This window comes from Niabella hirudinis, from assembly GCF_051201075.1.
In the GTDB taxonomy this organism is placed as follows: Bacteria; Bacteroidota; Bacteroidia; order Chitinophagales; family Chitinophagaceae; genus Niabella; species Niabella hirudinis.
Map to the genome: position 1 here is coordinate 192,924 of NZ_JBPEHJ010000004.1, position 14,824 is coordinate 207,747.

The following is a 14,824-nucleotide window of genomic DNA, read 5'->3' on the forward strand; positions in this document are numbered from 1 at the left end:
TGTATAAAACCGGATCCAACCTTGAACTTTAAACCTTGAACCTCTCTTCAACGCTTTGTGCGCAGGCTGTTCATAAAAACGATCCCCAGCCCGATAACCAGCCCCAGCATCAGCCCCAGCCTTACTTTTTTGATGAGGGTGCCAATCACCAGCCCTATCAAGATAGCCACAAGAAATGCCATCTCTCCCCGGCGGATCCCCATAAACTCCTTCTTCTTATCTGTCATTTATTTTTGTTGAGTGCTACAATATTTGCAAATAAACGAATTGCTCCCGGAACTGCCGCGGGTAATTGCCTGAAAAATGCGATGCCACAATAGGTAAAATGTCCTTTACCGTAGCGGCCGGTAACCAATGCGCCCGAATCATCCCCCTCGCCAGGGTCATGCATTACAAATACCGGCTTCAGCTGTGCGTCCCAATTGGCTGCGTGATAGGTGCTTCGTTCCTGCACCCACCCTTTGAAATCTTCACCGGTGATTTCATTAGGATAATGAAGCACTGCCAGTGTAGGATCGGCAAACCGGACCGCCGCATGCTCATCCGTGATCCGGTTCCTTGAGATCGAAAAATCATAGGGGCCTATTTTTGCTTTTACGGGACCAATATTATTATTGGTATTATATTGTACAATAAGATTTCCGCCGTTGCGGACATAAGCCATAAGCCTGTCATAGGCTTCATTTAGCCATTCGTGAATATTATAGGCTCTTACCCCGCTGACAATGGCATCATATTCTGAAAGATCGGTAGTCAGCAGCCGGTTGCGATCAAGCGTAACCACCTGGTAGCCCATTGCCGTCAGCACTTCGGGCACTTTATCGCCGGCACCCGGGATATAGCCTATTTTTTTGCCCGCTGTTTTCAGGTCGATGTTCAGCAACTTAACCGAGTCTGTAAAAAAATAATTGATATACGGGATATGGTCATAATGAATCGATTTTAAGGCCTGATTATAGTGATCGGCCGCCGTATTTTTTTCAAAAACAAAGCCTCCCACTGCGGTTACCGGTTGTGTCAGCCGTCGATTGGAAACCGGTATAAAAATACCTGTGCCCGTATCCGTAACGGCAGTTACTGCTGCTCCCGGAAACCCATCGAGCCCAAACCCCAGTTGACCGGGGAGCGGTTTATGAACGGCAAAATCCAGCTTCAGCTTTTTTCCCGTTGTTATACCTTTCTGAAACAGCAGTATCTTGGGCGAAAGCTGCACCGTAATACGGGGCGCAACAATAACGGGCTGGTACATTTCTCCTTTTACCGGATCGGTAGCATGATAACGCACCGGTTCGGTAAATGTAAGATCCACCCCGGCCACCTCAATATTAAACGCTGCATTATACGCCGGAATAGCATCAGGGATACCAATCTTCTGCTGGTCATTTACGGTGTAATTAGCCGGTGCCATTCTGTCGCGCAGCCAGTAGGGTTGTGTAAGCGGCGCATCCTTTGCAACAACCAGCGTTACCGGCAGCACCTGGTTACGGTTCTGCTCCAGCGGCTGGTTAACGTTCATCTGCTGATCGCCGATCCGGATCGTTTTCAGGATCATTTTTTCGCCGGACCGGTTGATGGCATTGGCATTAAGCCGCACTGTATCATCAGGAAACAGCATCTGTGTACTGCTGGTTACCCGCAGAAACAGGCCGCAGCATTGCAGGATCAACTCCCGGACTTCGCTCATTTTCTTTTGCTTCCAGTAACTATCGGGGAGTTGCTTCATCTGCTGGTAAAGGGCCGCCAGGGATTTTACGGATGCAGCAGGGTTCAGCACCGAAAACTGTTCTTCGATCTTGCTGATGATGTTGCTGATCGCTTTTCCATCGGGACCTACCCGGTTCCAGCTGAGGTCCACGCCGTCCATCAGATCAGTGACCGGATCGCTGCCGCCGGTTGTTTTAAAGTATTCCCAGCTTTCGCCACGGGTACCGGCCGAGCCAAATCCCTGGCTTTTGTGCTGGCTTCTGCTAAGCGCCGCAATTTCACCATAGCTCTTTCCGAGGGAAGCATTATACCCCCCGGCATCCAGTTTAAACTGAGAGGGAGCGGTGGTATTGGTTCCACCGAAGTTAAATGTGTTCCAGAGAATGCGCCGGGCCTGCCAGGGTTTTACGTATTTTAACTGCTCCAGGTATTGGCTGGTGTCAGCCGCTATTTTAAATGCTTCATTGGCCAGGATGGCGGAAGCCGTATGATGTCCATGCCCCCCTTCTCCTGTTGTAGGGAACCTTGTAATGATTACATCCGGCTGAAACTTCCGGATCACCCAAACCACATCACTCAATACCAGCCCGCGGTTCCAGATCGTAAAGGTTTCTTCCGGATTTTTTGAAAATCCGAAATCAAAAGCACGCGTAAAAAACTGCTCACCGCCGTCAATGCGCCGCGCGGCAAGTAATTCCTGTGTGCGGATCAATCCCAGCTCGATCCCCTGCTCTTCCCCAATCAGGTTTTGTCCCCCATCCCCGCGCGTGAGCGAAAGATAACCGGTACGGTAATATTTTTCATTGGCCAGGTAGGTGATTAATCTTGTATTCTCATCATCCGGATGCGCAGCCAGGTAAAGCACCGACCCCAATACATTCAATTTTCGGATGCCCTCAAGGATCTCGCTGCCCGACCAGCTCCGTGGCCCCTGGGCCGCAGCAGCCACACTCAGGCAAATAGAGAAAAGGAAGTATACAATACGCTTCATCCTACGAATATACAATTGAAAACAATTTGGGAATTTGAAAATGTGGAAATAGGTGTCAAGTTTCACCGGAATTATTGACAATTGACCATTGACTATTGCTAAACTTTATCCGGATACCCGTAAAAACCTGAAACTTTTTTATACCTTCCCAAAAATTTATTTTCATGCTGCGCACTATTGTAACCGGAGCTTCTTTATTGCTGACCGCAGGTTGCTCCGCACAAAAAACCGGTACATTCCAACTTAACGGTTCTAATATCGATGCCTTTCATTATACTATCAATAAGAGCAGTACCGCCTCCAGCGGCGCGGTTGTATCGGCACACCCCCTGGCCAGCCTTGCGGGTTTGGAGATATTGAAAAAGGGCGGCAATGCGGTGGATGCGGCCATTGCCACACAATGGGCCCTGGCCGTAGTTTACCCAGGGGCTGGTAATATTGGTGGCGGTGGCTTTATGGTAGCCCGGCTGGCCGGCAATAAAGAAATAGCATTGGACTACCGGGAGGCAGCCCCCTCCAAAGCGCACCGGGATATGTACCTCGATAGTAAGGGCAATGCAATTGCCGACAAAAGCTTAAATGGTCATCTGTCCTCCGGCGTGCCCGGAACCGTAGCCGGTTTGTTTGCAGCACACCGTTATGCCCGGCTGCCGATGAAGGTGCTGATACAGCCGGCTATCGACTTTGCTGAAAAAGGATTTGTGATCACAGCGGCAGAAGCCCGGGGACTGAATGCGAACCGGGAAGATTTTGAACGGTTCAGCACCCGACCTGTCGCTTTTGTAAAGAACGGAGCCTGGCATGAGGGTGATACCCTGATCCAGAAAGAACTGGCGGCAACATTAAAACGGATACAGAAGCAGGGGCAACCAGGATTTTATGAAGGAGAAACGGCCCGGCTTCTTGTTGAAGAAATGCAGCGCGGCGGCGGCATCATCAGCCGGGAAGATCTGAAAGCCTATAAAGCAAAATTCCGGAAGCCACTCCGTTTTACCTACAGGGGATTTGATATCATCGGTATGCCCATGCCCAGCAGCGGCGGGCTATTGTTGAACCAGATGCTGAAGATGATAGAGCCTTATAACATCGGCGCCATGGGCTTTGCCACACCGGGTTCTGTACAGCTGATGACGGAAGCCGAGCGCCGGGCCTATGCAGACCGTGCCCGGTATATGGGCGATGCCGACTTTGTAAAAGTTCCTGTTGAAGCATTGACCAGTGAGGCCTATCTAAAAAACAGGATGAAAGACTATGATCCGGGAAAAGCCGGTAACAGCAAACAAACGGCAGAAGGTGTGGTACCCGGTTATGAAAGCGAAGAAACCACCCACCTTAGTGTGCTGGACAAGGATGGTAATGCTGTGGCCGTAACCACCACGCTCAATAATAACTATGGAAGCCGCACCGTTGTAGGGGGCGCGGGCTTTCTTTTAAATGATGAAATGGACGATTTCAGCGCCAAACCCGGCTCTCCCAATCTTTTTGGCGCTGTAGGCGGGACAGCCAATGCCATAGCCCCCGGCAAACGCATGCTCAGCTCCATGGCCCCCACCCTCGTTTTAAAAAACAATAAACCGTTTTTGGTAGTGGGTACACCGGGGGGCACCACTATTCCTACTTCCGTTTTTCAGACGATCGTTAATATCATTGACTTTAACATGACGGTGGATGATGCCGTAAACAAACCCAAATTTCATCACCAATGGCTGCCAGACCGCATCGATATCGAAAACGGATTTCCGGAAAACACTTCAGATGCATTAAAGAAAATGGGCTATCAGCTATATGATCGTAAACAAATCGGGCGCACAGAGGTTATTAAAGTACAGCCGGACGGGAAACTGGAGGCTGTTGCCGATCACCGGGGCGATGATTCGGCAGCAGGGTTTTGAGGTTTTGATGTTTCACTGCTCCAGGTTTAAAGTTTAAGATCAGGTTTTACACACCATGCTCTGTCAACTATTCACCGTTTGAAGCTCAGGTTCTTTGTATTAATTTGAAAATTTGAAAATATGGAAATTTGAAAATGGGGTTACGTTTGTTAACGATGTCTTCGCACCCAAGGAGGATCAGCAGACATTAGCTTTGGGATTTGGTATTCAGATTCGGGGTATTTATAGGTTAGCGTTCGGCAGAACCTTTAGCCCGAAACCTCAGAAAAATTTGAAAAATCTGAGTGTAAAAACGGCTCCAACGTGAAACTTTAAACCGGCCCTGCCGGGCATCAAACATGAAACTTTTATCGGACATGAACGAACTATTTATAAAAAGCGCAATCCAGCAGTTTAAAGATTATAAAGTGCTTGCAGAAAAAACATTTGCACAATTAAACGATGAAGATTTTTATGCTCAGCCGGATGTGGCTAATAACAATCTTGCGGTGAACATAACCCATCTGCACGGTAATATGCTCAGCCGCTGGACCAGCTTTCTTACCGAAGATGGAGAAAAAGAATGGCGCCGGCGGGATGTTGAATTTGCAGCAAAGCGCCTGGAACGGGGTCACCTGATGAAGCTTTGGGAAGAAGGCTGGCAATGCCTGCTTAATACGCTGCAATCGTTGCAGCCCGGCGACCTGGAAAGAACCATCACCATTCGCACAAAACCTTTATCCGTTATCGAAGCCATTCACCGCCAGCTAACGCATTATGCCTATCACGTAGGGCAAATCGTTTTCATTGGTAAACATATCCGGAAAGATCAATGGGAAAGTTTGTCTATAACAAAAGGCGGTTCGAACGCATTTAATGAACAGCTCAAATCCAAAACAAAATAATCCATGGCAGAAGATCTTATCGTACAAACCGGTTCAAAAGAAGAACAGTACAACGCATTGCTTCCGCAGATCTACGCAATCATTGAAGGCGAGCCCGATCTCATTGCCAATCTTTCCAATATTGCAGCCGCCCTAAAGGAACAATTCCGGTGGTGGTGGGTAGGCTTTTACCTTGTTAAAAATGAGGCACTGGTATTGGGTCCCTTCCAGGGGCCGGTGGCCTGCACCCGCATACAGAAAGGCCGCGGCGTTTGCGGTACAGCCTGGGAGCAGGCTACAACCATTATTGTGGCCGATGTAGAACAGTTTCCCGGGCATATTGCCTGCAGCAGCCTTTCAAGATCAGAAATCGTGGTTCCTGTTATACGCAACGGCAGGGTACTGGGCGTACTGGATGTAGACAGCGAATTACCGGGTCACTTTGATGCTACAGATCAGCAATACCTGGAAGTCCTCGTTAGCAGGATTACATTTTACAACACTTAAAAATCCGAATATGAGCACAAAGAAGATCATTGTAACCGGTAAAGTTCAAGGTGTTTTTTTCAGGAAAACCGCCAAACAGCAGGCCGACACCATGGGCATCCTGGGGTCGATAGAAAACCGGCCCGATGGTTCCGTCCTTATTTATGCTTATGGCGATGCAGAGCCGCTGCAACGCTTTATCGAATGGTGCAAACAAGGATCCGAAGGCGCAAAAGTAGCGCAGGTGATCGCTACCGATATAGCTGAAACAAAAGAGTATCGATGGTTTGAAATTATTGGCTGATGCTTTATTAACAGGTTTTTATGCTACATATAGGCGCATCTTCCTACTTTTGTCCCAAGCTCTCATCCGGATCAGGAAGTTTTTTTCTTATGTCGCACATGTAATCTATTCAGCAACCGTTTTTTGTTTTGAACGGCCCCGGCTCATAGCGGGATATTGAAAACATCAAAAATATACATCATGATCACAAAGCAAATCACCATCAAAGGCAACACGACCCGTCATATACTCCAAAAGAGCCTCCGGCAGAAGGCCGAAGAACTGGAGATCACCGGCACCATGAAGGTAGATAAAAACCATAGTATTACACTGGTAGCCACCGGCGATAAAAACAATCTTGAGCATTTCATTACATGGTGTGAGGCTGCCTCTATGGAACATGGAGTAGCCGTTACCGAGACCAGGAATATTGGCTTCAAGGCCTTTTATAATTTCTCGCTGACATAAAACTAAAAAAAAAATTGATAAGTGGTTCCTGCCTTTTCGGTGATATTGCGTAAGTTGCTTCTTATTTAATCAATTTTCTTTTTCATGAAAAAGCAACTTTATTTAACGTTTGCAACCCTATATGCCAGCGGCGTCCTCTATGCGCAAGGTGCCGATCCCAGGATCACCGAAGTATGGAACCCTGAACCAAGGATCGTAACGCCCGGTCAAACAAGTGCAGACCCACCCTCCGATGCCATCGTTCTTTTTAACGGCTCCGGCCTTTCAAACTGGGAGCGGGCCGATGGTAAAGGCGCCGCTACCTGGAAGCTGGAAAACAACGCGATGACGGTGGCCAAAGGCGCCGGCGCCATTCGTACCAAGCAAAGCTTTGGCGATTGTCAGCTGCACGTTGAATGGCGTACTCCTTCCGAAGTAAAAGGCGATGGACAGGGACGGGGAAACAGCGGTATCTTTTTAATGAGCAATTACGAGCTTCAGGTACTGGACAGTTACAAAAACCGCACTTACAGTAATGGTCAGGCGGGCAGTATTTACAAACAACTGATGCCATTGGCCAATGCATCGCGCAAACCGGGTGAGTGGCAAACCTATGATATCATTTTTACCGCACCCCGTTTTAATAAAGACAGTACGGTGAAATCACAGGGGCGCATCACCGTTATTCACAATGGAGTGCTGGTGCAAAACAATGCCGCTATTTTAGGCGCCACCGAATTTATTGGAATCCCCCAAAACATTTTCCATAAAGAAAAAGAACCCATTATCCTGCAGGACCACGGCAACCCCGTAAGTTTCCGGAATATCTGGATCCGGGAACTGGAATAACAACTTTTAATTTTATTGCCACGGAGGCACCAAGCCACAAAGATGCACAAAGGGGCAGTATGGTCCCAAAAATTTTCGTATTTCCGGGTGTCTTAGCGCCTTCGTGACAGCGGGTTGTGGAACCAAAAAGATTCTGAAGTTTGATATTCCATCCAGCAAAGGCCTTCAGTGTTTCTGTGGCAATAGAAAACATAATCATTTTATCCGGATATACAGTATATTTATGCTCACTTTTATAAGCGGAAGTAGCTCACCTGGTAGAGCGACAGCTTCCCAAGCTGTAGGTAGCCGGTTCGAGTCCGGTCTTCCGCTCAAAATGGATCGCATAACGATCATCTTGTTATGACCAGGTACATCTGCTATTTTTTGTTAAGTCTTTTTACAGGCCATGCGGTTGCTGCCCAGGAAACCTTTCCCCTGTATCCTGGCGTTATTCCTAACAGCAAACCCACCACCCAAAAAGAGATCCACCGCCCGGACGCAGTTGTGGATACCGTTGTCTCCGGGGTATCTGTACCCACTTTAACAATATACCCTGCCGCTTCCCAGGCAGGAAAAAAGACGGCGGCGGTCATTATTTGCCCGGGCGGCGGCTACGGCGTGCTTTGCATCAAAATGGAAGGCGAAAAAGTAGCACGGGCTTTTAACAAGGCCGGCATTACGGCCTTTGTGCTCAAATACCGGCTGCCCGGCTCCGATGCCATGCCAGACCCTTCAATGGCCCCACTCCAGGACCTGCAGCAGGCATTAAAACTTGTACGGGAGCAGGCCGATGCCAGGAACCTTGACAAAGACCGGATCGGGATCATGGGATTTTCCGCCGGAGGGCACCTGGCGGCCACTGGCGGCACCCATTTTCAGCAGTCCTATATCAATAACCCCTCCGGCACGCCGCTTCGCCCCGATTTTATGATCCTGGTATACCCCGTCATCAGCTTTACTGATTCCGTAGGGCATATCGGTTCCCGCAATAACCTCCTGGGCAATAATCCCGGCCAGAAGGCCATCCGCTTCTTCTCCAATGAGCTGCACGTAACAAAAGAAACGCCCCCCACCCTGCTGGTATTGCCCAATGACGACCAGGTAGTGCCCCCCGAAAACAGTTTGTCTTTTTTAAAAGCATTGCGGCAGCACCAGGTTCCGGCATCCCTTCATTTATACGCAAAGGGCGATCATGGGTTTCTGAAAACGCCGCCGTTTGAAGAATGGTTCGGCCGTGTTTTGTACTGGATGAAAGAGATGCGCTATATCAACTGATTTTTTTATCTTTGCCCTTTAATGAAACTTTCCACCAACCATTTACTGGGTATTAAAGATCTTACGAAAGAGGATATTACTCTTTTTTTAGATACGGCTGCGCAATTCAAAGAAGTTTTACAACGACCGGTTAAAAAGGTGCCCTCCCTGAGGGATGTCACCATTGTGAACCTGTTTTATGAAAATTCTACCCGCACCCGCATTTCTTTTGAGCTGGCGGAAAAAAGGTTGTCGGCCGATACCATCAACTTTACCGCATCCGGCTCCTCAGTGTCCAAGGGAGAAACCCTGCTGGACACGGTCAACAACATCCTTTCCATGAAAGTGGATATGGTGGTGATGCGGCACAGCGCTACCGGGGCGCCCCATTTCCTGTCGCAACATATTCCGGCTGCCATCATAAATGCCGGAGACGGCATCAATGAGCACCCCACACAGGGGCTGCTGGATGCCTTTTCCATACGGGAAAAAACGGGAACATTGAATGGCACAAAAGTGGCCATTATCGGCGATATCATGCACAGCCGTGTGGCTATGAGCAATATGTACCTGCTTACAAAAATGGGTGCAAAAGTTACGGTTTGCGGCCCTCCCACCCTGGTGCCAAAATATATAGAGGAGGCCTTTGGAGTAACCGTAAACTATAACCTGCAGGAGACCCTCAATTGGTGCGATGTGGCTAATGTACTGCGGATTCAGCTGGAGCGGCAAAACCAGGTGCTTTTTTCATCACTAAGAGAATACAACCTGTCCTATGGTATCAGCCGGAAACTGCTGGAAGGCCTGAAGAAAGATATTGTCATTATGCACCCCGGCCCCATTAACCGGGGGGTGGAGCTGGATAGCGATGTAGCCGACTCCGGGCAATCGATTATCCTGCAGCAGGTAGAAAATGGTGTGGCTGTAAGGATGGCTGTACTATATTTGCTCTCGAATAAAAATCAATAATAACATATTTAACCCGGCGCTATGTCAAGAATCTGCCTGTTCCCCGGTACCTTCGACCCCATTACACTGGGGCATGTGGACATCATCAACAGGGCGCTTCCCCTGTTCGACAAGATCATTGTGGGCATTGGCATCAACACTTCAAAAAGCCCCATGTTCAGCGCCGAAAAACGACTCAGCTGGATAAAAGCCATTTATCCGGACAGCTCAAAGATCGAAGGCGCCATCTACGAAGGACTCACCGTCAATTTTTGTAAGGAGATCGGTGCCGGATTTATTTTACGCGGCATCCGTTACGTCAGCGACTTTGAATACGAAAAAACCATCGCTGATGCCAACCGCACTTTAGACGCTACCATCGAAACCATCTTTCTCACCGGTGAGCCAAAATATACTTCAGTAGCATCAACCATCGTGCGCGATATCATCAAGAACAACGGTAATGCCAGCCCTTTTCTGCCGGAGGTGGTTTACCGCTCTTTATAGAAGGCGGTTTACCCATCATCAGAACTGCCTGATATCTACATTCCTGGAGCCATCGGCCAGGTTAAAAATAATGGTCGGGTTCCCCTGCTCTTTGATTTCGATTGATTGAGCCGGGTTAGATGCCGTTTGGTCTCCATCGTAAAGAACAACAGAAAAGGTGAAAGGCTTCGCCGGAAGGTGCAACGAAAAGTTACCCTGCGCATCGGTGACGGCCGTAAACCGGTCGCCCTGCGCGCTTGTTGCAAGGATCTTTATACCCTCCAGCTCCGGCGCCTCCTGTATGAATTTACTTTGTTTACGAACCACTTTACCCGATACGGATGCCGTTTTCACAAGCGCTACTTTAAGCTTCCGGTTATGCGTTAAAACAATTTCAACAGGCGCCATCAGCCACCAGCCGTTCCCTCTCTGGATTTGTATTTTATAAGTTGAAGGTTTTATCGCCAGTGAGGTTTCTGTAACAAATAATTCGTTTAACTCCGGCAAGTGCCTGCTGGCATTAGGAGCGTTTATACGGGCCCAGGCCAATGCTGATTTTTCGCCAACGCCGACACCTTCCATATTATCCAGGATAAAATTACTTGTTACCGCCATCGGATCTAATACCAGCCTTGGCGGCAGTGCAACCGAACGCTCCCTATCCACAACAGATCAATCCCTCTACTCCGCCCAATATAACGATCAACATAGATAACCTCAATTATTTCAGGAACACAGCATCGGGCGGAAGTCATACACTACCTGCTACATTTACCGTCCCGCTTGGGCTGCGTGTAAAAACAGCCACTACAAATTTCACCTATAGCAACGGCTACCCCGGAGCCGCCAATCCCAACACGGGTACCGGCAACGTATCGGCCAATGTATCATCCCCCGTGCCGGGTGCTCCCATTACATTAAGCTCCTCCTATAAAAATCTTTCATCACCGGGAGGATACGCCATTCCCGCTGGAAATAAACAAACCAATACGGTTAACTATACCCTGTCACCCACCAATCTGAAATTGGGCTTTATCCAAAAGGGCACTTACACCGCAACACTCAATTATGAAGCTTTTGACGCTGGAGCAGCACCCGTAGCTACCGCTGTTCAACAAGCCCCTACGCTTACCATTAATGTGGCTGATCTTGGTGAGCTTCGTGTAAACAACAGCGATGTAACGGTATCATTCAGCAACCTGGGCGATTATAAAAACGGGGTATCTACGAGTTTGAGCAATGCGCTGACCATTAGCAAAACAACGGCCTATGATGTATATGTAAAAGCAGCTGCATCCAATCTTACCAATGGCAGCAGCACCATGGTGGGGCTTAAATACAGCATCACACCGGATAAGGTAGCCCAGATACTTGGCAAGCCCGCCGGCACCTACAATACTACGGTAACCTACAGTTTTGTAGCTCCCTGAGCCGCTGTTTTAAAAACAGCTTTCCCAGGCTTGTACAAACCGCAACGATTACCGCTGCGCTGCGCTGCAGCTTCCAGGAGCAAAACTCAATTGACCCGCATGCAACCGCTATGGGCATCCGCGGAAATCACCGTCATTCTTCCATTGGCCAAAAGCCCTGCCTAATCAACCGGCTTACGCCCGGAAATAATATTGTATAATATTACAATAATAGCGATCACCAGGAGTATATGTATCAAATTACCTAATCCCATGCCTCCTCCCACTCCGATCAATCCCAGGAGCCATACTACAATACATATTACAGCTATCAACCACAATAGATTTCTCATGCTAAACGATTTCAATGTTAAAAATGTGGATGCCGCCCGGCTTCCCAAATATCCCTTTACTTCAGGCCAAATATAATGCCGCCCCCACCCCGTTCTTATGATAAAGCTGTATAAACAGGCCCCTGCCACCTGAGTGTCGCCAAGGCGGTAAAAAAGGAAAAATATTTTAAGATTCCTTGATTTTTTTTTGGAGCAATAAACTGATTCCCTTATTTTTGCACTCCCAAACAAGAACAGGATTGATTCCGTAGCTCAGTTGGTAGAGCAATACACTTTTAATGTATGGGCCCTGGGTTCGAGTCCCAGCGGGATCACAGAAAAAGCTTCAACTTTCGTTGAAGCTTTTTTTATGTTTTATTGTACTACAGGAATTAAGTCCCGGGTGTAAAATATTCCACAGCAAGCGTATAAAATTACCCGGGAAGCCGGTCGGGCTCATATCCTTCTGACCGTAACAATGAAATAATCGCGCCCAGCTGTTTATAAAATTTATCTTTTCGCCGCTCATCGGTTCCATAGTGAATCAGCAGGATGCTCCCATCCAGTCCTTTTTCTTCCGCTACTTTTTTCAGCCGGTCCAGTAGCTGTGCACTGCTTTTATAATTGGGTTGACCCGGCCAGGTATAATCGGCATTGGTGCCGGTACCCGGTGTAAAATTGATCACCGTCAACCCCATCTCCCTGGCCCATTGCACAATCGTTTTATTATACCATTCATAAGGTGGCAAAAACCATTGGCCCTTTTTTATGCCCATCCCGCTGAGCGTTTTGTACGCAGCCTCAAGGTCGTTTTTAAATTGTTCCTTTGTTACCAACAGGGAGTCCCGCCTGTCCCAATCATTATACAATAAGTGCTTGTCGGAATGAGCCGCTATATAATGCCCCTCCTTTTTTAATAGCAACACCAGGGGCCTGAACCCGGGAGTACGCAAAAAATCTCCCGTAAAAAAGAAACTGGCTTTTACATGGTATTGATTCAATACCTTATGAATATAAGCCCCACCTTCTCCTTTATCGTGCGCCGAAAAAATCAGGTATACTTTACGGCCGGGAAGGCCAATAACAGCACCTTCACTATCGGTAAGCGGCTTCGTTGATTTATGAGCGGCCGCCTGCATCTTCGAAAGATAATAACTCAGGCTTGCGGTACCGTCCATGGTGGGCTCATTACTGGAATAGTCGCCATAATCATCATGATAAATGACAAGGGGCGACTGGAATTCCGCAAACACATCCGGCTTATATAATTTAATACCAATCAGTTTATCCCAGATGCTTCCATAGATAGGACCGTCTACCAGTCCACCCGAAATTTTGTGGCCGTGCAAATGGGTAAATGCCGAATGCGGATCCTTTGGGGCCACCCCTTTTTCCGGCAGATCGCAGATCATGCTGGTGCCCCAGGGATTGCAGCCGAACAGCCAGTCGCGCAGCGCGGCCTCCAGCTCATCATACTGATGATCGCCGCTGGCTTCTTTGTACAGACTGATCTGTGTTAGGAGCGCCACGGTAAGATTATTGGAACACCATATAAAAGGCACCCCCATTAAAAAAGGATTGTTTGCCCCCCGCTGCCGTACCCGCTCAATACCTGTTTTCATAAAAGAAAGGTATTCTTTCGCATCCGCCGTTTGCCGGGCTCCCAAATAATGCCCCAGGTTTACAAAAGGATACCATTGGTAATGCCGCGCCGTGTCTGCACCCATCCAGGGCGTAACCGGCTCCCGGCGGGCAAAATCCAGCGCCTCCTTTAGATAGCCTGGTTGCCGGTCTGTTTCGTAAAGCGCAAGGGCCGCCAGCTCCATATCATCTACATAATTGTCTTCTTCATAAAAATACGGGGCGCCAAAAGGGATGGTTTGGTTATTGCCGGGATACTTTTTCCCAAATGCATAGGCCTCCTTTGCTTTTCCAGCCAGCTGTTTTGCAAAAGCAGGATCATACCCTTTCAGGATCTTTGCCCCCAGGGCAAAAGCCGATGCAAATTTACCCGCACTGGAGGCCACACCCCGGGTCCGGTTCTGGTACTTTGGCCCCTGCGGTTTACCGGAGATAAAATAAACCGGCCGGCTCAAACCCATGCCAGCGCCATAATGCACCGTATCCTCGTTGGGCAGCCGCATACCACGGTGATCCCGGTCGTCTGCAATCTGATTATAGTACTCCTCTTTTCCCGGGTTCATTTTCACCATCCATTCAAGCCCCCATCTTGCTTCATCCAGGATATCGGGGATCCCGTTACCCCCCTTTTTTCCACCGGCGTCATAAGCATCGCCAAAGCTTCCCGGGTTCATCATATAAGCAAACAGCATTTGAAAAGTAGCGTTAGCGGATGTGGGCAGGTATTGGAGGTAATCAGATGCATCGTGCCACCCTCCTGCCACATCAATACGCGTGGAATCTTTTCGCTGATCTTTATGGTACACGATAAACCCATCCGAAGTATGGCAACTATCGTTCAAAAACGGATTAAACTTTGAACGTTGCTGCCGCATGTACCGGAGAATAAAATCTGCGGTACCATCGTAGATGCTGGTGTTGATCTCAAAAACCGGCGAAAGGACCTTACCTGCTTTTATATAATACCGGCCCGGCTTTTTAAAGGCCGTAAAATTTAAGCGGAAGCCTTGCTTAAAAGCTGCATAGGCAGGGAATGTCTGCACCTGCCGGCTGGTAAAAACGGCCTGGTGTGTAGCCGCATCCATAACAGAAAACTGCCCGCAGCTAATAAATTCTTTAGAAACCAGCACGGCTACTTTCACATCGTTTTCAATATACCCCAATTGATTGATGCGCACCCATGACTGGCCATAACCCGTTGCTGCCGCCCATCCCAAAAGGATCGCCAGCTGTATTTTCTTCAGCATATACCCGGCA

General features: G+C 48.4%; 15 protein-coding genes and 2 tRNA genes. 12 read left to right on the forward strand and 5 right to left on the reverse strand.

The window, feature by feature from the left end; genetic code table 11:
- Window positions 1–47 precede the first annotated feature (47 nt).
- Window positions 48–227: a hypothetical protein gene (locus GGU45_RS09750; protein WP_435224218.1), complete on the reverse strand. Its 180-nt coding sequence runs from the start codon at window positions 225–227 to the stop codon at window positions 48–50.
- A complete protein-coding gene (locus tag GGU45_RS09755) occupies window positions 224–2,695 on the reverse strand; it encodes a PIG-L family deacetylase (protein WP_435224219.1) in 2,472 nt (823 codons plus the stop codon). The genes GGU45_RS09750 and GGU45_RS09755 overlap by 4 nt, the downstream gene beginning before the upstream one ends.
- Window positions 2,696–2,859: 164 nt before the next feature.
- Here GGU45_RS09755 and ggt point away from each other — a divergent pair, with 164 nt between their 5' ends.
- The 10 genes from ggt (at window position 2,860) to coaD (ending at window position 10,206) form a co-directional block, all read left to right on the forward strand.
- Window positions 2,860–4,587 carry a gamma-glutamyltransferase gene (gene ggt, locus GGU45_RS09760; protein WP_435224221.1) on the forward strand — a complete coding sequence of 576 codons (1,728 nt, stop codon included), beginning with the start codon at window positions 2,860–2,862 and terminating at the stop codon, window positions 4,585–4,587.
- A 338-nt stretch (window positions 4,588–4,925) separates the two neighbouring features.
- Window positions 4,926–5,471, forward strand: coding sequence for a DUF1572 family protein (locus GGU45_RS09765; RefSeq protein ID WP_435224223.1), 546 nt, complete (start codon window positions 4,926–4,928; stop codon window positions 5,469–5,471).
- A gap of 3 nt (window positions 5,472–5,474) precedes the next feature.
- Window positions 5,475–5,957, forward strand: coding sequence for a GAF domain-containing protein (locus GGU45_RS09770; protein WP_435224225.1), 483 nt, complete (start codon window positions 5,475–5,477; stop codon window positions 5,955–5,957).
- 10 nt (window positions 5,958–5,967) lie between these two features.
- A complete protein-coding gene (locus GGU45_RS09775) occupies window positions 5,968–6,240 on the forward strand; it encodes an acylphosphatase (RefSeq protein ID WP_435224227.1) in 273 nt (90 codons plus the stop codon).
- A gap of 180 nt (window positions 6,241–6,420) precedes the next feature.
- Window positions 6,421–6,687, forward strand: coding sequence for an acylphosphatase (locus GGU45_RS09780; RefSeq protein ID WP_435224229.1), 267 nt, complete (start codon window positions 6,421–6,423; stop codon window positions 6,685–6,687).
- A gap of 84 nt (window positions 6,688–6,771) precedes the next feature.
- Window positions 6,772–7,515 (forward strand): 3-keto-disaccharide hydrolase, encoded by a 744-nt coding sequence (locus GGU45_RS09785; RefSeq protein WP_435224231.1) that lies wholly within the window; start codon window positions 6,772–6,774, stop codon window positions 7,513–7,515.
- 239 nt (window positions 7,516–7,754) lie between these two features.
- Window positions 7,755–7,827 (forward strand) — tRNA-Gly (locus tag GGU45_RS09790).
- A 30-nt stretch (window positions 7,828–7,857) separates the two neighbouring features.
- Window positions 7,858–8,772 carry an alpha/beta hydrolase gene (locus GGU45_RS09795; protein ID WP_435224233.1) on the forward strand — a complete coding sequence of 305 codons (915 nt, stop codon included), beginning with the start codon at window positions 7,858–7,860 and terminating at the stop codon, window positions 8,770–8,772.
- A gap of 21 nt (window positions 8,773–8,793) precedes the next feature.
- On the forward strand, window positions 8,794–9,720 hold the full coding sequence (locus tag GGU45_RS09800) for an aspartate carbamoyltransferase catalytic subunit (RefSeq protein WP_435224235.1): 927 nt from the start codon (window positions 8,794–8,796) through the stop codon (window positions 9,718–9,720).
- Window positions 9,721–9,741: 21 nt separating this feature from the next.
- Window positions 9,742–10,206, forward strand: coding sequence for a pantetheine-phosphate adenylyltransferase (coaD, locus tag GGU45_RS09805; RefSeq protein ID WP_435224237.1), 465 nt, complete (start codon window positions 9,742–9,744; stop codon window positions 10,204–10,206).
- An 18-nt stretch (window positions 10,207–10,224) separates the two neighbouring features.
- Here the strand turns inward: coaD and GGU45_RS09810 are convergent, their stop codons facing one another.
- Window positions 10,225–10,800 carry a peptidase associated/transthyretin-like domain-containing protein gene (locus tag GGU45_RS09810; protein ID WP_435224239.1) on the reverse strand — a complete coding sequence of 192 codons (576 nt, stop codon included), beginning with the start codon at window positions 10,798–10,800 and terminating at the stop codon, window positions 10,225–10,227.
- 26 nt (window positions 10,801–10,826) lie between these two features.
- Here GGU45_RS09810 and GGU45_RS09815 point away from each other — a divergent pair, with 26 nt between their 5' ends.
- Window positions 10,827–11,615 carry a hypothetical protein gene (locus tag GGU45_RS09815; protein ID WP_435224241.1) on the forward strand — a complete coding sequence of 263 codons (789 nt, stop codon included), beginning with the start codon at window positions 10,827–10,829 and terminating at the stop codon, window positions 11,613–11,615.
- A 161-nt stretch (window positions 11,616–11,776) separates the two neighbouring features.
- On the opposite strand, the gene GGU45_RS09820 is transcribed toward GGU45_RS09815, so the two are convergent.
- Window positions 11,777–11,947, reverse strand: a complete 171-nt coding sequence (locus GGU45_RS09820; RefSeq protein ID WP_435224243.1) for a lmo0937 family membrane protein — start codon at window positions 11,945–11,947, stop codon at window positions 11,777–11,779.
- 241 nt (window positions 11,948–12,188) lie between these two features.
- Between GGU45_RS09820 and GGU45_RS09825 the strand changes: the two genes are divergently transcribed.
- A tRNA-Lys gene (locus GGU45_RS09825) sits at window positions 12,189–12,261 on the forward strand.
- 99 nt (window positions 12,262–12,360) lie between these two features.
- On the opposite strand, the gene GGU45_RS09830 is transcribed toward GGU45_RS09825, so the two are convergent.
- Window positions 12,361–14,814: a bifunctional glycoside hydrolase family 9 protein/polysaccharide deacetylase gene (locus GGU45_RS09830; protein ID WP_435224245.1), complete on the reverse strand. Its 2,454-nt coding sequence runs from the start codon at window positions 14,812–14,814 to the stop codon at window positions 12,361–12,363.
- Between the last annotated feature and the right edge of the window lie 10 nt (window positions 14,815–14,824).